This window comes from Cupriavidus sp. 94F1, assembly GCF_057798875.1.
Map to the genome: position 1 here is coordinate 563,855 of NZ_JBYOJT010000001.1, position 18,071 is coordinate 581,925.

General features: G+C 65.7%; 15 protein-coding genes. 7 read left to right on the plus strand and 8 right to left on the minus strand.

Annotation, left to right across the window (positions count from 1 at the left end; genetic code table 11):
* Window positions 1–28 precede the first annotated feature (28 nt).
* The 4 genes from folE2 to AC3FJ6_RS02580 form a co-directional block, all read right to left on the minus strand.
* A complete protein-coding gene (gene folE2 / locus AC3FJ6_RS02565) occupies window positions 29–832 on the minus strand; it encodes a GTP cyclohydrolase FolE2 (RefSeq protein WP_488770557.1) in 804 nt (267 codons plus the stop codon).
* Between the two features lie 329 nt (window positions 833–1,161).
* The gene (gene dxs, locus AC3FJ6_RS02570; protein WP_488770558.1) at window positions 1,162–3,078 is read right to left on the minus strand and encodes a 1-deoxy-D-xylulose-5-phosphate synthase; all 1,917 of its coding nucleotides are present in this window, start codon (window positions 3,076–3,078) and stop codon (window positions 1,162–1,164) included.
* A 44-nt stretch (window positions 3,079–3,122) separates the two neighbouring features.
* Window positions 3,123–4,007, minus strand: a complete 885-nt coding sequence (locus tag AC3FJ6_RS02575) for a polyprenyl synthetase family protein (RefSeq protein WP_153945541.1) — start codon at window positions 4,005–4,007, stop codon at window positions 3,123–3,125.
* Window positions 4,004–4,300 carry an exodeoxyribonuclease VII small subunit gene (locus AC3FJ6_RS02580; RefSeq protein ID WP_488770559.1) on the minus strand — a complete coding sequence of 99 codons (297 nt, stop codon included), beginning with the start codon at window positions 4,298–4,300 and terminating at the stop codon, window positions 4,004–4,006. The genes AC3FJ6_RS02575 and AC3FJ6_RS02580 overlap by 4 nt, the downstream gene beginning before the upstream one ends.
* A gap of 433 nt (window positions 4,301–4,733) precedes the next feature.
* Between AC3FJ6_RS02580 and AC3FJ6_RS02585 the strand changes: the two genes are divergently transcribed.
* From AC3FJ6_RS02585 to AC3FJ6_RS02595, 3 genes are all read left to right on the plus strand, one after another.
* Window positions 4,734–5,840 carry an aromatic ring-hydroxylating oxygenase subunit alpha gene (locus tag AC3FJ6_RS02585; RefSeq protein ID WP_488770560.1) on the plus strand — a complete coding sequence of 369 codons (1,107 nt, stop codon included), beginning with the start codon at window positions 4,734–4,736 and terminating at the stop codon, window positions 5,838–5,840.
* A gap of 184 nt (window positions 5,841–6,024) precedes the next feature.
* Complete coding sequence (locus AC3FJ6_RS02590; protein WP_153945544.1) at window positions 6,025–6,945, plus strand: DMT family transporter; 921 nt, start codon at window positions 6,025–6,027, stop codon at window positions 6,943–6,945.
* A 66-nt stretch (window positions 6,946–7,011) separates the two neighbouring features.
* Window positions 7,012–7,875 carry a sulfurtransferase gene (locus AC3FJ6_RS02595; protein WP_488770561.1) on the plus strand — a complete coding sequence of 288 codons (864 nt, stop codon included), beginning with the start codon at window positions 7,012–7,014 and terminating at the stop codon, window positions 7,873–7,875.
* A gap of 35 nt (window positions 7,876–7,910) precedes the next feature.
* Here the strand turns inward: AC3FJ6_RS02595 and AC3FJ6_RS02600 are convergent, their stop codons facing one another.
* The 4 genes from AC3FJ6_RS02600 to polA form a co-directional block, all read right to left on the minus strand.
* A complete protein-coding gene (locus AC3FJ6_RS02600; RefSeq protein WP_153945546.1) occupies window positions 7,911–8,723 on the minus strand; it encodes a ZIP family metal transporter in 813 nt (270 codons plus the stop codon).
* A gap of 185 nt (window positions 8,724–8,908) precedes the next feature.
* Window positions 8,909–9,784, minus strand: coding sequence for a dienelactone hydrolase family protein (locus AC3FJ6_RS02605; RefSeq protein ID WP_488770562.1), 876 nt, complete (start codon window positions 9,782–9,784; stop codon window positions 8,909–8,911).
* Window positions 9,785–9,943: 159 nt separating this feature from the next.
* Complete coding sequence (locus tag AC3FJ6_RS02610) at window positions 9,944–11,353, minus strand: NAD(P)/FAD-dependent oxidoreductase (protein ID WP_153945548.1); 1,410 nt, start codon at window positions 11,351–11,353, stop codon at window positions 9,944–9,946.
* A 335-nt stretch (window positions 11,354–11,688) separates the two neighbouring features.
* Window positions 11,689–14,496, minus strand: coding sequence for a DNA polymerase I (polA, locus tag AC3FJ6_RS02615; protein WP_488770563.1), 2,808 nt, complete (start codon window positions 14,494–14,496; stop codon window positions 11,689–11,691).
* A 4-nt stretch (window positions 14,497–14,500) separates the two neighbouring features.
* Between polA and AC3FJ6_RS02620 the strand changes: the two genes are divergently transcribed.
* The 4 genes from AC3FJ6_RS02620 (at window position 14,501) to AC3FJ6_RS02635 (ending at window position 18,037) form a co-directional block, all read left to right on the plus strand.
* Window positions 14,501–15,448, plus strand: coding sequence for an LOG family protein (locus tag AC3FJ6_RS02620; protein ID WP_175459820.1), 948 nt, complete (start codon window positions 14,501–14,503; stop codon window positions 15,446–15,448).
* A 191-nt stretch (window positions 15,449–15,639) separates the two neighbouring features.
* Window positions 15,640–16,053, plus strand: a complete 414-nt coding sequence (locus tag AC3FJ6_RS02625; protein ID WP_488770564.1) for a DUF2782 domain-containing protein — start codon at window positions 15,640–15,642, stop codon at window positions 16,051–16,053.
* A 193-nt stretch (window positions 16,054–16,246) separates the two neighbouring features.
* Window positions 16,247–17,230, plus strand: coding sequence for a homoserine kinase (locus AC3FJ6_RS02630; protein ID WP_488770565.1), 984 nt, complete (start codon window positions 16,247–16,249; stop codon window positions 17,228–17,230).
* A 6-nt stretch (window positions 17,231–17,236) separates the two neighbouring features.
* Window positions 17,237–18,037, plus strand: coding sequence for a BPSS1780 family membrane protein (locus tag AC3FJ6_RS02635; protein WP_488770566.1), 801 nt, complete (start codon window positions 17,237–17,239; stop codon window positions 18,035–18,037).
* Window positions 18,038–18,071: the final 34 nt, after the last annotated feature.

The following is an 18,071-nucleotide window of genomic DNA, read 5'->3' on the forward strand; positions in this document are numbered from 1 at the left end:
GGCGGACGCGGGGAGTTGCCGCCAACGCTTACGCGACGCGCTTGTCGCGCTCGATCACGGCGTAGGCGCTGTGATTGTGGATGGACTCGAAGTTCTCGGCTTCCAGCGTGTAGGCCACGATCCGGTTATCGGCGTTCAGACGCATGGCGATGTCGCGCACCAGGTCTTCCACGAACTTCGGGTTCTCGTAGGCGCGCTCGGTCACGAACTTTTCGTCGGGCCGCTTGAGCAGACCCCACAGCTCGCACGAAGCCTCTTCCTCGGCCATGCGCACCAGCGTTTCCACATCCAGGTCGCCAGCCAGTTCCACCTGCATGGTGATGTGCGATCGCTGGTTATGCGCGCCATACTGCGAGATCTTCTTCGAGCACGGGCACAGGCTCGTCACCGGCACCAGCGCGGTCAGGAACAGGCGCGTCTGCCCGTCGCGCTTCTCGCCAGCCAGCGTCACTTCGTAGTCGAGCAGCGACTGCACGCCAGACACCGGCGCGGTCTTGCTGATGAAGTACGGGAACGACACCTCGATGCGGCCGGCATCGGCTTCCAGGCGTACCAGCATGTCGTCGAGCAGCCCACGGAAGCCGGCCAGGTCCAGCGGCGCGCGATTGTCTTCCAGCAGCGTCACGAAACGCGACATATGCGTGCCCTTCTGGTCCGCTGGCAGGCGCACGTCCAGGTTGAACGTGCCAACGGTGCCGATGTCGCCAGCCGGCGTCTTCAGTGTCAGCGGATATCGCACGCCCTTGACGCCCACACGCTGGATCACGATCTGGCGGGTATCGACGCTCGATTGCACGTCGGGCATCACGAAGGCGGGATTGATGTCATTCATCTACGGTTTCCTCCAGGACGTCGTCAGGGGATGACGGCCATCCTTACGGTCGCGGCGTTTTCGCAGGATTTCTCCACGCCGCGCAACGAGTGTGAAACGACGGTCCGGACAGAAAACCAGGGGGGCGCCGGCCCGCAGTTGCGAACACAAAAATGGGAATGGCGATTCTACGCAATATTGGAAGGTGCTGCCGCGCCCGCGCGTCATTCTGCGTATTTCATGCGGACAATGATCCGGCGATGCAGCTTCCTGCCGTTTGCCGACAGCCAAAACAAAACCGGCGCGGATAATCCGCGCCGGTTCCGGCTACAGCTTGCTGCGGCTGGCGGTCAGGCGACGCGCGTGGCCACCTTCACCGGCTGCTCGGTCAGCGCGAAACGCTCGCGCACCGAACGCGCGATGCCAGCGGCATCCAGGCCACACTGCGACAGCAGGAAAGCCGGATCGCCGTGGTCGATGAACTTGTCGGGCAGGCCCAGCACCAGCGTCGGGATCTCGATGCCGGCCTCGGCCAGTGCTTCGAGCACGGCACTGCCGGCGCCGCCCATCGTCGCGCCCTCTTCCACCGTGACCAGGTAGTCGTGGTTCGCGGCCAGCTGCTTGACCAGGTCGACGTCCAGCGGCTTCACGAAACGCATATTGGCCACGGTGGCATCGAGCGAATCCGCGGCCGTCAGCGACGGATGCAGCATCGAACCGAATGCCAGGATGGCCACACGCTGCCCGGCGCGCGCCTGGCCTTCGCGGCGGATCTCGCCCTTGCCCAGCGGCAGGGCCGTCAGCGCGGCCTCGGTGGCCACGCCCACGCCAGCGCCACGCGGGTAGCGCACGGCGGTCGGGCAATCCTGCTGGTAGGCGGTGGTCAGCAGCTGGCGGCATTCCTGCTCGTCGGCCGGCGTCATCACCATCATGTTCGGGATGCAGCGCAGGAACGGGATATCGTACGCACCGGCGTGCGTGGCACCGTCGGCGCCCACCAGGCCGGCGCGGTCCAGCGCGAACACCACCGGCAGGTTCTGCAGCGCCACGTCGTGGATCAGCTGGTCGTAGCCGCGCTGCAGGAACGTCGAGTAGATCGCCACCACCGGCTTCAGGCCCTCGCAGGCCAGGCCGCCGGCAAACGTCACGGCGTGCTGTTCGGCAATGCCCACGTCGTAGTAACGGTCCGGGAAGCGCTTCTCGAATTCCACCATGCCCGAGCCTTCGCGCATGGCCGGCGTCACGCCGATCAGGCGCTTGTCGGCGGCGGCCGTGTCGCACAGCCATTCGCCGAACACCTGCGTGTACGTCTTGCGCGACGGCTTGGCCGACGGGCGGATACCCTCGGCCGGGTTGAACTTGCCCGGGCCGTGATACAGGATCGGGTCGGCCTCGGCCAGCTTGTAGCCCTGGCCCTTTTTGGTCACCACGTGCAGGAACTGCGGGCCGTGGCCTTCCAGGGCGCGCTGGCGGATGTTCTGCAGCGTCGGCACCAGCGATTCCAGGTCATGACCGTCGATCGGGCCGATGTAGTCGAAGCCGAATTCCTCGAACAGCGTGGCCGGCACGACCATGCCCTTGGCATGTTCTTCCAGGCGCTTGGCGAATTCGAGCACCGGCGGCGCCACCGACAGCACCTTCTCGATGCCCTTCTTGGTGGCCGCGTAGAACTGGCCCGACAGCAGGCGGGCCAGGTGCTTGTTCAGCATGCCGACCGGCGGCGAGATCGACATGTCGTTGTCGTTCAGCACCACCAGCATCGGCAGGTCCTTGTAGACCCCGGCGTTGTTCATGGCCTCGAAGGCCATGCCGGCGGTCATCGCGCCATCGCCGATCACGGCGATACCCACGCGCTTGTGACCCATCGTGCGCGCGCCCAGGGCCATGCCCAGCGCGGCCGAGATCGAGGTCGACGAATGGGCCGTGCCGAACGTGTCGTATTCGCTTTCCGAGCGACGCGGGAAGCCTGAGATACCACCGTACTGGCGCAGCGTGGACATGCGGTCGCGGCGGCCGGTCAGGATCTTGTGGGGGTAGCTCTGGTGACCCACGTCCCAGACGATGCGGTCGCTCGGCGTGTCGAACACATAGTGCAGCGCGATGGTCAGCTCCACCGTGCCCAGGTTGGACGACAGGTGACCGCCGGTTTGCGAGACCGATTCCAGCACGTAGGCGCGAAGTTCGTCGGCAAGCGTGCCGAGCTGGCGGCGGTCCAGCTTGCGCAGGTCCGCGGGGTCGTCGATATTGTTGAGCAGCGTGTAGGTCATGATGTCCGTTCGGCCGCCGGATTCTGTGTGTCCGGCTTTTCAGTTCAGTTTGAGCGCAGCACGATCAGGTCGGCCAGTTCGGCCAGCCGGCCGGCGCGTGCGCCGAATCCCGCCAGCGCCTCGTGGGCGTCGGTGCGAAGCTGGGCAGCCAGCTCGCGTGCGGCATCCAGACCAAGCAGCGACACATAGGTCGGCTTGTCGTTGGCGGCATCCTTCCCGGCGGTCTTGCCGAGCGTTGCCGTATCTGCAGTGACGTCGAGAATATCGTCCACCACCTGGAAAGCCAATCCCACGGCCGCCGCATATTGGTCAAGCGCCGCCAGACCGGCCGGATCGATGTTTCCGCACAACGCTCCCATGCGCACGCTGGCACGCAGCAGGGCACCGGTCTTCATGCGATGCATGCCTTCCAGTGCGTCGCGTGTCATCGCCAGGCCCACGTTCTGCAGGTCGATCGCCTGGCCGCCGCACATGCCCACCGAGCCCGAGGCCATGGCCAGTTCGGCCACCAGCTTCAGGCGCGCTTCGGCGCCCAGCGCCGGCAGCTGTGCCAGCACGATGAAGGCCTGGGTCTGCAGGGCATCGCCCACCAGCAGCGCCGTGGCTTCGTCGTAGGCCTTGTGGACCGTCGGCCGGCCGCGGCGCAGGTCGTCGTCGTCCATGCAGGGCATGTCGTCGTGAACCAGCGAATAGGCGTGGATCATCTCGACCGCGCACGCAGCGGCATCGCAGGCTTCGGGTGCCGCACCCGCCACCTCGCCCGCGGCATGAACCAGCAGCGGGCGCACCCGCTTGCCACCGCCGAGAACAGCATAGCGCATGGCCTCGTGCAAGGTGTGTGGAATTGTGTCCGTGGACGGCAGTGCGGCGTCCAGGGCGGCCTCGGTCCGGGCGCCTTGCGCCCGCATCCAGGTAGCGAAATCGCTCATTCGAAATCTGCGCTGTTGTTATCGGAACGTGGCTCGCCGGCCAGGGGTTTCAGGGCATCGCCCTCCAGAACCTTGACCTGCTGGGCCACCCGCTCCAGGCTCTGCTGGCAAAAACGGACGAGTTCCGCGCCGCGACGGTATGCCGCCAGGGACGCTTCCAGCGGCAATTCGCCGCTTTCCATGCTCGCCACCAGGGTTTCCAGCTCGGCCATTGCGGCCTCATAGGAAGCCGGCGGCGCGCTGGCGGCCGGCGTTTCTTCAGGCTGGACCGGGGCGGTCGTCGTTCTTGGCATGTCAGGCCTTGATCAGGGGAATTCGCGATTTTACGCCAATCCGGGGCCGGGCCGCAGAACAGTCTTATCCACTTCATGGAAACCGGGTGTCCGGATCGCGCCCTTGACACAGTCTTTTGACATGGAAGTGACGTGTGCGCCCGGGTCGTCTTTCGGAATGCGGCTGAAGGGGCACCTCCATGACGACCCGGGTCGACTTTTTCGCTAAAAACCCAAAAAAATCAGGCCCTTAATTTTTGGGCTCGGGTACAATCCCGGGCTCGTCAGCGAGATCCGACCGTTGCGTCCAGGACGCACTTTTCCGCCGCCAGACTGGTCAGGCAGAAAGGGAACCGGTCCGGATGCCGATCGTCTGACACGGTTTCCCAAATCGATTCATTTTTCGATGGTTGGGTTGTTCACTGCTTTCGCCTGTTCATAGGGAGTGGGGATAATGTCCAATCTCAGCACCGCGCTCAAGCTTGCGCCGGCTGATTCGCAGTTGCCCGTCGACGTCTACTTTGACGAGGCGCTGCATCAACAAGAACTCGAACTGCTGTTCAAGAAGGGCCCGGGCTACGTCGGCCACGCACTGATGGTGCCGGAAACCGGCGACTTCCAGACGCTGGCTGCCGAAGACGAGGGCCGCGTGCTGGTGCGCAACCCGGACGGCATCGAACTGCTGTCCAACGTCTGCCGCCACCGCCAGGCCATCATGATGAATGGCCGCGGCAACGCCAGGAACATCGTCTGCCCGCTGCACCGCTGGACCTACGACCTGCAGGGCGAACTGCTGGGTGCGCCGCATTTCGCGGAACAGCCCTGCGTGCGCCTGAACCGGTCGCCGCTGCAGAACTGGAACGGCATGCTGTTCGAAGGCGAGCGCGACGTGCGCGCCGACCTGGCCCGCATGGGCGTGGCCGAGGATCTCGACTTCGACGGCTACATGCTCGACCACGTGGAAGTCCACGAGTGCAACTACAACTGGAAGACCTTCATCGAGGTCTATCTGGAGGATTACCACGTTGTGCCGTTCCACCCCGGCCTGGGCAGCTTTGTCTCGTGCGACGACCTGAAGTGGGAGTTCGGCGAGCAGTACAGCGTGCAGACCGTGGGCCTGCACAAGGGCCTGGAGCGCCCGGGCAGCCAGACGTACCAGAAGTGGCACGACGAGGTGTTGCGCTTCAACAACGGCAAGCTGCCCAAGCATGGCGCGATCTGGCTGACCTACTACCCCAACATCATGGTGGAGTGGTACCCGAACGTGCTGTGCATCTCGACGCTGCACCCGATGGGCCCGCGCAAGACGCGCAACGTCGTGGAGTTCTACTACCCCGAGGAAATCGTGCTGTTCGAGCGCGAATTCGTCGAGGCCGAGCGCGCCGCCTATATGGAGACGTGCATCGAGGACGACGAGATTGCCGAACGCATGGACGCCGGCCGCCTGGCCCTGATGAAGCGCGGCATCAGCGAGACCGGCCCGTACCAGTCGCCAATGGAAGACGGCATGCAGCATTTCCACGAGTGGTATCGGCGCGCGATGGACTACCGCAACCGCTGAACGTTCGCAACCGGGTGCGGAGATCGCCCGCAAAACTGTGGACAACACGAAACGGACCGTGAAAACGGTCCGTTTTGCATTGGAGCGGCGGTCGGCGCACTGATAGAATCACTGCTCAATCGTTGCTTTATCAACGATTTTTCAGGTTTCGCCCCCTTTCCACGCCGTCTCGCCCCGTTTCGCCATGCAATCGCTCTGGATGTTGTTTGCCGCCTTCGCATTTTCCTTGATGGGGGTGGGCGTCAAGCTGGCAGCCGAGCTCTATACGACGGGCGAGATCGTCTTCTACCGCAGCCTGATCGGCGTGACGATCATGTGGGTCCTGCTGTCGTCGCAAGGCACGTCGGTGCGCACGCCGCACATGGTCACCCACATCAAGCGCAGCCTCTTTGGCGTCACCGCCCTGCTGCTCTGGTTCACATCGATCACGCTGCTGCCGCTGGCCACGGCCATGACGCTGAACTACATGTCGCCCGTGTGGATCGCGTTGATCCTGGGCGCGGGCGCAGCGCTGGCCGGCACGCGCGGCGGCACCGACAAGAAGCTGATCGGCGCCATCCTGCTGTCGTTCGCCGGGGTGATCTGCCTGCTGCAGCCCTCGGTGGGCAAGGACCAGCTGGCGGGCGGCATGATCGGCCTGGTGTCCGGCGTGTTCACGGCGCTGGCCTATGTGGAAGTGCGCCAGCTGGGCCAGCTGGGCGAACCCGAGGGCCGCATCGTGTTCTACTTCTCGGCCGTGGGCCTGGTCTGCGGCCTGGTCTGGATGCTGTTCACCGGCGTCAGCCACCACACCTGGCACGGCGCAGGGTTACTGCTGGCCATCGGCATCCTGGCCACGCTGGGGCAGACGTCGATGACACGCGCCTACAAGCGCGGCAACACGCTGCTGACGGCCAATCTGCAATACGCGGGCATCGTGTTTTCAAGCCTGTGGGGCATGCTGGTCTGGGACGACCGGCTCAACTGGATCTCGTGGCTGGGCATGGCGCTGATCGTGGCCAGCGGCATTGCCACCACGCTCACGCGCGCCCGCGATACCGACAAGCATCCCACGCCGGCCACGCCGGTCAAGTCGCCCGAGGCCGAAGTGCATCCCGAGGTCTGACGCGCGCGCGGAGGCGGCGGTGTAGCATTGGCATCGACTTCCCACTCAACGCGAGACAGGTTCTTCATGCCATCACCGCTGATTTCCGCCATCGAACTGAACCAGCTGCGCGCCTCGGCCCGGCAGCATGTGGTCGTCATCGATTGCTCGTTTGACCTGGCCAACCCCGCCGCCGGCCGCGAGATGTACCAGCAAAACCATGTGCCGGGCGCGTTCTACCTGCATCTGGACAATGAACTATCCGGCCCGAAGACCGGCTTCAATGGCCGCCACCCGCTGCCCGATGCCGATCTGTTCGTGGCGCGGCTGCGTGCGCTCGGTGTCAACGATGACACGCTGATCGTCGCCTACGATGCGCAGGGCAGCATGTATGCCGCCCGGCTCTGGTGGCTGGCGCGCTGGGTCGGCCACGGCACCGTGGCCGTGCTCGATGGCGGCAAGGCGGCCTGGCTGGCGGCAGGCCTGCCGCTGGAACCGGGCGTTACGCCCGATCCGGAAACCGGTGGCAACCTCACGCGCCGCGCGTCGCTGGTACGTACCGTCGATGCCGCCGCATTGCTGGAAAACCTGGACAAGCCGGCGCTGCTGGTGGTCGATGCGCGGGCTGCCGACCGCTTCCGCGGCGAAAACGAAACGCTCGACCCGGTGGGCGGCCATATTCCCGGCGCCGCCAATCGATTCTTCAAGGACAACCTGACCGCGGATGGACGCTTCAAGCCGGCCGACCAGCTGCGTGCGGAATTCGGCCAGGTCTTCGGCGGCAAGACGGCCGCCGACACGGTGATGCAGTGCGGCTCGGGCGTGACCGCCTGCCACAACCTGCTGGCCATGGAAGTGGCCGGGCTGACCGATGCGGCCCTGTATCCTGGGTCGTGGAGCGAATGGTGTGCCGATCCCAAGCGCCCCGTGGCGACGGGCAGCGGCACCTGAGGGGCCAGACGGCCCGGCAAGAAAGCGGCGTCAGTTCAGTTTGACGCCGCTTCTGTTTTGGCCTTCGAGTGGCCATGCGCGTGCTGCTCGTGCACGCCGTTGGTGATAAAGACGATCGCGGCGATACCGGCCGCCACCAACACCACCTGCACCGCCGATTCCTTAAGACGCGGCTTGCGCTGCATCTGCGGCATCAGGTCGCTCACGGCGATATAGACAAAGCTGCTCGACGCAATCACCAGCACATACGGAATCCAGCCCGTCAGCTGGTCCAGCAGGAAATAGCCGACGATGCCGCCCAGAATGGCGGCCAGGCTCGACAGCAGATTGAACGCGAAGGCCCGCGCCTTCGAGAAGCCCGCGTTCAGCAGCACGATGAAGTCACCCACTTCCTGCGGGATTTCGTGCGCGGCAATGGCCAGCGCAGTGACCAGACCGATATGCGGATCGGCCAGGAACGCGGCGGCGATGACAATCCCGTCGGCGAAGTTGTGGAACGTGTCGCCCACCAGGATGGTCAGGCCGCTGCGTCCCGCTTCCTCGCGGTCATGGCCATGATGGTGGTGATGCCCGTCACCCTCGTGGTGATGCGAATGGCGCAGCAGCGAGATCTTTTCGAGCAGGAAAAAGCCCAGCAGCCCAGCCAGCAGCGTGCCGAACAGCGCACGTGGGTCGGCGCCAGACTCGAACGCTTCGGGCAACGAATGCAGCAGGGCCGTCGCCAGCAGCACGCCCACCGAGAAGCTCACCATGCGCTCCACCACGCGCGAAGCCACGGTCAGCGACAGCAGCGCCGCGCCGAAGATGCTGCCGACGCCGGAAATGGTCGCCGCCAGCAAGATGTACAAAAGCGTGGAATGGATGATGAACTCCCGGACCGGCCCCCGCCCGACAGCCGGGCAGTCGTCGCCGACTGACTACGTTCGCGCACTAACGCAACATGGTTGCAAAAACGCGAAAGTCCGCATTGTACGTACCTCGGCGCCCTCTTTGCAATCACCCGCGCGGATGCAGGGGGTACTCCCCGCCCGGATCAAACGACTTTGTGTTCCTTGAACCAGGCCAGGCAGCGTTGCCAGCCGTCCTTGGCTGCCGCTTCCACGTAGCTGGCGCGGTAGTCGGCGTGGAACGCGTGACCGGCCTCCGGATAGACCACGAAGGTCGACGCCCTGGCGTTCGGGTTCGACGATTCGGCCAGCGCAGCCTTCATCTGCGACACATGCTCCTGCGTGATGCCGGTGTCCTTGCCGCCGTACAGACCCAGCACCGGCGCGTGCAGGTCGCCAGCGATATCGACCGGATTCTTCGGCTTCAGCGCATTCGGCTGGCCCACCAACTGGCCGTACCACGCCACGCCCGCCTTCACGCGCTTGCTATGTGCCGTGTACAGCCACGTGATGCGCCCGCCCCAGCAGAAGCCGGTAATGGCCAGCCGGTTCACGTCGCCACCGTTCGCGCCGGCCCACGCCACGCAGGCGTCGAGGTCGCCCATGACCTGGGCATCGGGCACCTTCTGGATGATGTTGGCCTGCAGTTCCTGGATCGTGCCGTAGCTGGCGGGGTCGCCCTGGCGGGCAAACAGCTCGGGAGCGATGGCCAGATAGCCCAGTTTGGCGAAACGGCGACAGATGTCGGCGATATGCTCGTGAACGCCGAAGATCTCGCTGATCACCAGTACGACCGGCAGGTTCTTCTTGCCTTCGGGCTGCGCGCGATAGACCGGCATGTTGAAGCCGTTCGACGGCACGGTGACTTCGCCGGCAGTCAGGCCGTTGAAATCCGTCTTGATCGTCTGCGCCGTCACCGGCAGCACGGCTGCCGCAAAGGCCGAGCCCAGCGCGGTCTTGACGAAACTGCGGCGGTCGAAGGATTGACCGGGAACGAGGCTTTCGACTTCGGGCTTCAGCATGAGGGGTCTCCGTGGCATCGAGGGCACCGCACGCGTCATCTGGGCATGTGACGCAAGCGCGGCGCCGTCGATTCTAAGCAAACATGGCCGCCAGCGCACGCCTTGGCGTGGCTGGCGGCCATCGCGTTTGATCCGGCCCTCTTTTGGCTCCGCGCGCGGTCAGTGCAGCTTCACGCGCGGGCTGGTCTTGCTGCGCAGCCAGTGCGTCACGGTGTCGAGCCCCATGCCGATGGCGCCATGCAGCGCCAGCACGTGCATGCGGTACAGCGACGTGTACATGAAGCGCGCCATCAGGCCCTCGATGAACATCGATCCGCCGATCAGGCCGCCCATCAGGCTGCCCACCGCGCTGAAGTGCCCCAGCGACACCAACGAGCCGAAGTCCTTGAAGCCGAACTTCGGCAGCGGCTTGCCGTCGAGCCGGGCGCGCAGCGCGTCGTACAGGAACGTGGCCTGCTGATGCGCCGCCTGGGCGCGCGGCGGCACCGTGGTCTGCTTCTCGGGCCACGGCGCGGCCGCGCAGTCGCCGAATGCGAAGACGTCCGGGTCGGTTTCGGTCTGCAGCGTGGGGCCCACCACGAGTTGCCCCATCTTGCTGACCGGCAGGCCAAGCGTGCGCAACACGCCCGGCGCCGTGATGCCGGCCGCCCACACGGTCAGGTCCGCATCGATGCGCTTGCCGCTGGCCGTCAGCACCGCATCGCCCGTGACCTCGGTGACGCGCTCCGACGTGAACACGTCAACGTCGAGCTTGCGCAGCAGCTTGGTGGTCTCGGCGGAGACACGCTCCGACAGCGCCGGCAGGATACGTGGGCCGGCCTCGATCACATGGATGCGCACGTCGCGGCGCGGGTCCAGGTGGTGCAGCCCATAGGCATTGAGCACGTGGGCGGTATTGCGCAGTTCGGCCGAAAGCTCCACGCCCGTGGCACCGGCGCCGATGATGGCCACGTCCACCTGCGGCCGTCCATCGGCACCGATACGCCCCTTGCCGTTCTGGGCGCGCACACAGGCCGCGATCAGCTTGCGGCGGAAGCGTTCGGCCTGGTCCACGGTATCGAGCGCAATGGCGTGTTCGGCGGCACCGGGCACATTGAAGAAATGCGTGATGCAGCCGATGGCCAGCACCAGCGTGTCGTACGGCAGTTCGCGCGCGGGCAGCAGTTCCGTGCCATCCTGATCCATGCAGGCCGCCACGTTGACGATCTTGCGGGCGCGGTCGATGCCGGTCAGTTCGCCCTGCTGGAAGTCGAAATGGTGCCAGCGCGCCTGCGCGGCATATTCGAGCTGGTGGGTATTCGGATCCATGCTGCCGGCAGCCACTTCGTGCAGCAGCGGCTTCCAGATGTGCGTGGGCATGCGGTCGACCAGCGTCACCTGTGCGCGCCGCGACTTGCCCAGCTTGTCGCCGAGCCGCGTAACGAGTTCAAGCCCGCCGGCGCCGCCGCCGACCACGATGATCCGGTGCGGGAGGTTCGAAGGACGCGGTGCCACGCTGACTTGCGTGCCGCCCGCGGTAGTGTCGATAGGAGTGGGGGCGCTTTCCTCTCTGCCTTGTGCGTTGCTCATGGTCTACCCGATGTTTTCAATTTGAAAACCGGTGCAGGCCCCTGCGGCGTCTTTCTGTTGTGGTCTCGCACCGCGAGGCCGATGTTCTGTGTGCGGCTGGTACTGCCAGGAAACGGCTGGCTTGCTGCCAGTGTGCTGCAGAGCAGCACGGCTGGCAAGCCTTCCCGCGTCGATTCAGACAGTACTTCTTTGCATACATCGGCATCGCGCGGGAGACAGCGCCGACGCGGCGATCTGTGCCCCGTCGGCGCATGCGCGACTGTGCTGCCGGTAGCCCCCCCGGGAAGTGCGCCCCAGGGTGCCTGCCGTGCGCGGCCAGGCCGCGGGTGCGGCCGCTAGTGCGCTTCTTCCCAGTTCGCGCCGCTGCCGACTTCGGCCACCAGCGGCACGTTCAGGGTGGCCACCGAGCACATCAGCTCGGGCAGCTTCGTCTTCACGAGGTCGAACTCGGCCTGCGGCACTTCGAGCACCAGTTCATCGTGCACCTGCATGATCTGGCGCGACGCGAGCCTGTCGGTTTCCAGCCAGTCCTGCACGGCGATCATCGACAGCTTGATCAGGTCGGCGGCCGTGCCCTGCATCGGCGCGTTGATGGCGGCACGCTCGGCGGCCTGGCGGCGCGGGCCGTTGCCGCCCCGGATGTCGGGCAGCCAGAGCCGGCGGCCGAACACGGTTTCGACGTAACCCTGCTCGCGCGCCTTCTGGCGCGTTTCCTCCATATAGTTGGCCACGCCCGGATAGCGCATGAAGTAGCGGTCGATATAGTGCTTGGCCGCCTCGCGCTCGATGCCCAGGTTGCTGGCCAGCCCAAACGCGCTCATGCCGTAGATCAGGCCGAAATTGATCACCTTGGCGTAGCGGCGCTGCTCGCTGGTGACGGCCTCGCGCTCCACCGCAAAGATCTCGGCGGCCGTGGCGCGGTGGATGTCCTCGCCGTTGGCGAACGCGCGCAGCAGGTTATCGTCGCCCGAGATATGCGCCATGATGCGCAGTTCGATCTGCGAATAGTCGGCCGACACGATCACATTGCCGGGCCCGGCGATGAACGCTTCGCGGATGCGGCGGCCTTCCTCAGTGCGCACGGGGATGTTCTGCAGGTTCGGATCGGTCGACGCCAGCCGGCCCGTCACCGCCGTGGCCTGGCCGTAGCTGGTATGCACGCGGCCGGTCCTGGGGTTCACCATCCTGGGCAGCTTGTCGGTGTAGGTCGACTTGAGCTTGGACAGGGCCCGGTAGTCCAGCAGCAGCTTCGGCAGCGGGTAGTCCTCCGCCAGCTTCTGCAGCACCTCTTCGTCGGTGGACGGCGCGCCGCTGGCGGTCTTCTTGACCACCGGCAGCTGCATCTGGTTGAACAGGATCTCGCCGATCTGCTTCGGCGATCCCAGGTTGAACGGCTGGCCGGCGGCCTCGTGCGCGGCCTGCTCGGCTTCCAGCATGCGCTGGCCCAGTGACGCGCTCTGCGCGGCCAGCTTGTCGGCATCGATCAGCACGCCGTTGCGCTCGATCTTCTGCAGCACCACCGACACCGGCATCTCGATGCCTTCGTAGACGTACTTCAGGCCCTCGGCGCGCTCCAGTTGCGGCAACATCTTGCGATGCAGGCGCAGCGTGACGTCGGCGTCCTCGGCCGCGTATTCGGTGGCGCGCTGCAGGTCGATCTGGTCGAAGCCGATCTGGCTGGCGCCCTTGCCGCACACTTCTTCGTAGGTGAGCGTCTTCAGGCTCAGCAGGCGCTCGGCCAGGCTGTCCATGCCATGGTTGCGGTACGACGCCAGCACGTAGCTTTCCAGCATCGTGTCGTGCGCGATGCCGCGCAGCGTGATGCCGTGGTTCATGAACACGTGCGCGTCGTACTTCAGGTGCTGGCCCAGCTTGGGGCGCGCCGGGTCTTCCAGCCACGCGCGCAGCTTGTCCAGCACGTATTCGCGCGACAGCTGGCCGTGGTTTTCCTCGCCGGCCACGTCGGGGCCGCGATGCGCCACGGGAATATAGGCGGCCTCGCCCGGCTCCACCGACACCGAGATGCCCACCAGTTCGGCCAGCATCGGGTCGAGCGACGTGGTTTCGGTATCGATCGCCACGAGCGGCGCGTCCACCAGCTTCTGCAGCCACGCATCGAGCGCGGCTTCGGTGGTCACCGTTTCGTAGCGGATCTCGGCCGGCGGCAGGTCTTCGGCGGGCGGGTCCTCGGCGGCACCCGGTGCGGTATCGAACAGACCGCCTTGTGCCGGCTGTGGCGTGGCACGGGCCGCGGCGGCGCGCGCATTCGGCAGCGACTCGCCGGTGGCTTCGCGCAGCCAGGTCTTGAAGCCGTAGCGTTGGAAGAACGCCACCAGCTTGTCCTTGTCCTCGCCCAGGTCGTGCAGCGCGTGAAAGTCGGGCACGGCGTCGCCGAGATCGCAATCGGTCTTGACCGTGACCAGTTCGCGGGCGCGCGGCAGCCAGTCCAGCGTATTGCGCAGGTTCTCGCCCACCACGCCCTTGATGCCATCGGCACTGGCCATGATGTTGTCGAGCGTGCCGTATTCGGTCAGCCACTTCACGGCGGTCTTGGGGCCCACCTTCGGCACGCCGGGGACGTTGTCCACGGCATCGCCGATCAGCGACAGGTAGTCGACGATGCGCTCCGGCGCCACGCCGAACTTGGTCACCACGCCCGGCGGGTCCAGGACTTCGCCGCTCATCGTGTTGACCAGCGTGACGCTGTCGTTGACCAGCTGCGCCAGGTCCTTGTCGCCCGTGGATACCACCGTGCGCACGCCCTGCTGCGTGGCCTGGCAGGCCAGCGTGCCGATCACATCGTCGGCTTCCACGCCTTCCACGACCACGATCGGCCAGCCCAGCGCGCGCACCGCCTCGTGGATCGGCTCGATCTGGCGGGCCAGGTCCTCGGGCATCGACGGGCGATGTTCCTTGTATGCGGGATATAGATCATCGCGGAACGTCTTGCCCTTGGCGTCGAACACGCAGGCGATATACTCTGCCGGGTAATCGTTGCGCAGCTTGCGCAACATGTTGATCATGCCGTAGATTGCCCCTGTGGGCAGACCTTCGCCATTCCTCAGGTCCGGCAGCGCGTGATACGCGCGATACAGATAGCTCGACCCATCGACGAGCAAGAGTGTTTTTGGACTATCCGACATTCCCATGGACTCTAAATTGACTGGTGCCCCCATTGGCGGCGCTGATTCAGCGCCCCTCGCCGACACGGATGTTTCCGACATTTCCGGTAACACGGTGAATCCGCCGCCCGGCAAAGCCTCGGCGCATGCCGCAGCCATCGCCGCCAAGGCCGATGCCGCGGCTGCCGGCAAGAACCCCGAAGAACAGGAAGCTGCCGCGCGTGCGGCGGCAGCGCGCGCGAATCCGCGCAAGATGATCCCAAGCCTGCGTGCACTGGCCGACGAAGACCGTGCGACGGCCAAGAAGGCGCGCGCCTCGTGGCAAATGTTCACGATTATGGCAGAGTTCATCGAGGCCACCGAGTACCTCTCCGAGATCCGCCCGGCCGTCTCGATCTACGGCAGCGCGCGCCTGCGCGAGGACTCTCCGTACTACCAGAAGACCATCGAAATCGCCCGGCTTTTCTCGGACGCGGGCTTCGCGGTGATCTCCGGCGGCGGCCCCGGCATCATGGAGGCAGCCAACAAGGGCGCGCACGCGGGCAAGTCCGCCAGCGTGGGCCTGAACATCGAACTGCCGCACGAACAGCAGGGCAATCCGTACCAGGACATCGCCATGCGGTTCCGCCATTTCTTCACGCGCAAGGTCACCTTCGTGAAGAATTCCGACGCGTTCATCGTCATGCCGGGCGGTTTCGGCACGCTCGACGAACTGGCCGAGGTGCTGACGCTGGTGCAGACCGGCAAGTCGCGCTCGGTGCCGGTGGTGATGTACGGCAGCCGGTTCTGGAAGGGCCTGCTGGACTGGTTCCGCTTCACGCTGCTGCCGATGGGCCTGATCGCGGAGCACGACCTGGACCTGATGAAGATCGTCGACGAACCGCAGGAAGTGCTCGAAGCCGTGTACGAGTATTACGAGAAGCGCGGCGGCGACAACCCGATTCCGCCCAAGGAAGAAATGTTCTATCTGTAAGGCATTACGCGCCACATCCGCCCGCCGGCCGACAGGTCCGGCAGGTGGACGCAAGGCCACGAGAGCGACCCGGAAAACGACAGGAATTGCTAGAATGGAAGCCTGCCCACCTGCCACAGCCTGCGCCGCCGGCTGCGTGCAGGCCAATTCCGCGTCGCGGGGCCCAGCGCCCGCGCGCACAGGAGCCTCAGATGACTTCCCCTTCGCAACCGGGTGCCAGGCTGGCCGATCTGCATGCCGCCATCGGCCGCCACGGCTATCTGCTCGCGCTCGCCGCTACCGTCCTGGCACTGACTGCCACGCAGGCGGCGCTGGCAGAGGAAACCAGCAATGCGCTGACGCAGCAGGAACTCAATAAAATCAACAACCAGCCGATTGCTCCTGCGGCGAAGAGCCAGTTGAACCAGCCCCGCGAGCCGAGCTTCAAGCTGCGCGAACGCGACGGCACCCAGGTGACCGAATACCGCGACAAGGGCCGCGCGACCGAAATCCAGGTGCAGTCCGGTTTTGGCACGAAGTACGAGATGAGCAAACCCGAAGACAGTTCACCCCGGATTCGCGACCACGACGTGAACCGCGTGCCGTCGGTCAACCTGAAGTTCTGAGGCCGGGTTCCGGGCTGTTCCGGGGATCGATCCGGCAGACCTGATAGTCTTACGCCTTTCTCACCCACGATCCGCGCCGGCGCCGCTTGCCGGGCGAGGATCGCGCCGGCCCTCCGGCAGCAATGCCGCGGCGGCGGAACGTGACCTTGCGGTTGCGGTCCGTCGGCCCTCCGTTTCGTACCAATTTGACAGTATGGCCGTATTTACCACGGTCTCGCAGGACGAGATCGCCCGCTGGCTGCTTGATTACGACCTTGGCGAAGTGCGCGCGCTGCGTGGCATCGCCTCGGGCATCGAGAACAGCAACTTCTTTCTGACCATGGAGCAGGATGGCGTCACGCGTGAGTACGTGCTGACCATCTTCGAGCGGCTGCGCTCCGACCAGCTGCCCTACTACCTGCACCTGATGGATCATCTGGCCCGCCACGGCATCAGCGTACCGGCCCCGATGCCGGCGCGCGATGGCGAGATCCTCCGCGAACTGAAGGGCAAGCCGGCCACCATCGTCACGCGCCTGCCCGGCGCATCGCAACTGACCCCGGCAGCCGACCACTGCGCCGAAGTCGGCACGATGCTGGCACGCATGCACCTGGCCGGCCAGGACTATCCGCGCCAGCAGCCGAATCTGCGCAGCCTGGCCTGGTGGCAGCAGACCGCCCCCGAGATCACGCCGTTCCTGGACGCCGGCCAGCGCCAGCTGCTGACCCACGAGCTTGCGCACCAGACGGCGTTCTTTGGCAGTGCCGACTACGCCGCGCTGCAGGGCGGCCCGTGCCATTGCGACCTGTTCCGCGACAACGTGCTGTTCGATACGGTCGATGGCCGGCATCGGCTGGGCGGCTTCTTCGATTTCTACTTCGCCGGCAACGACAAGTGGCTGTTCGACCTGGCCGTGACGGTCAATGACTGGTGCATCGACCTGGCGACCGGCGAGCTCGACCCGGTCCGCGCGCAGGCCATGCTGCGTGCCTATGACGCGGTCCGCCCGCTGACCCGCGTGGAAGCCGCGCACTGGCAGGACATGATGCGCGCCGGCGCGCTGCGCTTCTGGGTGTCGCGCCTGTGGGATTTCTACCTCCCGCGCGAGGCCGACATGCTCCAGCCGCACGATCCGACCCACTTCGAACGCATCCTGCGCCGTCGCATCGACGACGGGGCGACGCTCCCCTGGATCTGATTCGCCATGCAACTACTGGAAGTTTCCGCCAAGGAAGGCTACGTCTGGCTGCGCCAGGGCATCTGGCTGTTCCGCAAGAACCCGCTGGCGTTCCTGATGCTGCTGTTCATCTACCTGATTGCCGCCCAGCTGGCGATCTTCGTGCCGCTGTTCGGCATCATCGCCCTGCTCGTCTTCACGCCCGGCCTGTACGTGGGCGTGATGACGGCCTGCCGCGAGGTCATCCAGAACAAGCGGGTGCTGCCCACCATCCTGCTGGCCGGATTCCGGACCAACGGCAAGCAGGCCACGCGCCACCTGCTGGTGCTCGGGGCCATTTATGCGGTGCTGGTGTTCTCGCTCAGTCTGATTGCCACGGCCGTGGTCGATATCGGCGCGGTGGCACCCATCGTGCTGCGCGGCGAGGAGCCGTCGGCCGATGCCATCCGCCAGCTCTATTTCGCGCTGATGATCGGCGCAGTGCTATACACGCCGGTGGCGATGATGTTCTGGTTTGCGCCGCTACTGGCCGCCTGGCACCAGGTGCCCCCGGTCAAGGCGCTGTTCTTCAGCTGGACGGCCTGCTGGCGCAACCGCGGCGCGTTCTTCACCTATGCGGCGATGTTCGCGGTGCTGCTGGTAGCGGTGCCGCTGGTGCTGGAAACGGTGTTCGCGGCGCTGGGCGCACAGGCGGTCATGTCGTTCCTGGTGACGCCGTACTCGCTGCTGATGCTGGCGATCCTGTACTGCTCGTTCTACGCCACCTATCGCGGCTGCTTCAATATCGTGCCGCCCGGCGAGGCCACGGAAAGCGCCCGGCAGGCCTGACCTGCCACGCCCCGACGCACCTGACGCGCCCCGC

What these genes read in the sequence shown, in the direction of transcription:
- AC3FJ6_RS02575 (WP_153945541.1), bottom strand. Translation starts at nt 4,007, where the DNA reads ATGAGCGATTTCGCTACCTGGATGCGGGCGCAAGGCGCCCGGACCGAG.
- AC3FJ6_RS02620 (WP_175459820.1), top strand. Translation starts at nt 14,501, where the DNA reads ATGGACTCTAAATTGACTGGTGCCCCCATTGGCGGCGCTGATTCAGCG.
- AC3FJ6_RS02630 (WP_488770565.1), top strand. Translation starts at nt 16,247, where the DNA reads ATGGCCGTATTTACCACGGTCTCGCAGGACGAGATCGCCCGCTGGCTG.
- AC3FJ6_RS02590 (WP_153945544.1), top strand. Translation starts at nt 6,025, where the DNA reads ATGCAATCGCTCTGGATGTTGTTTGCCGCCTTCGCATTTTCCTTGATG.
- AC3FJ6_RS02635 (WP_488770566.1), top strand. Translation starts at nt 17,237, where the DNA reads ATGCAACTACTGGAAGTTTCCGCCAAGGAAGGCTACGTCTGGCTGCGC.
- AC3FJ6_RS02595 (WP_488770561.1), top strand. Translation starts at nt 7,012, where the DNA reads ATGCCATCACCGCTGATTTCCGCCATCGAACTGAACCAGCTGCGCGCC.
- AC3FJ6_RS02585 (WP_488770560.1), top strand. Translation starts at nt 4,734, where the DNA reads ATGTCCAATCTCAGCACCGCGCTCAAGCTTGCGCCGGCTGATTCGCAG.
- AC3FJ6_RS02580 (WP_488770559.1), bottom strand. Translation starts at nt 4,300, where the DNA reads ATGCCAAGAACGACGACCGCCCCGGTCCAGCCTGAAGAAACGCCGGCC.
- AC3FJ6_RS02605 (WP_488770562.1), bottom strand. Translation starts at nt 9,784, where the DNA reads ATGCTGAAGCCCGAAGTCGAAAGCCTCGTTCCCGGTCAATCCTTCGAC.
- AC3FJ6_RS02625 (WP_488770564.1), top strand. Translation starts at nt 15,640, where the DNA reads ATGACTTCCCCTTCGCAACCGGGTGCCAGGCTGGCCGATCTGCATGCC.
- AC3FJ6_RS02610 (WP_153945548.1), bottom strand. Translation starts at nt 11,353, where the DNA reads ATGAGCAACGCACAAGGCAGAGAGGAAAGCGCCCCCACTCCTATCGAC.
- polA (WP_488770563.1), bottom strand. Translation starts at nt 14,496, where the DNA reads ATGTCGGATAGTCCAAAAACACTCTTGCTCGTCGATGGGTCGAGCTAT.
- folE2 (WP_488770557.1), bottom strand. Translation starts at nt 832, where the DNA reads ATGAATGACATCAATCCCGCCTTCGTGATGCCCGACGTGCAATCGAGC.
- dxs (WP_488770558.1), bottom strand. Translation starts at nt 3,078, where the DNA reads ATGACCTACACGCTGCTCAACAATATCGACGACCCCGCGGACCTGCGC.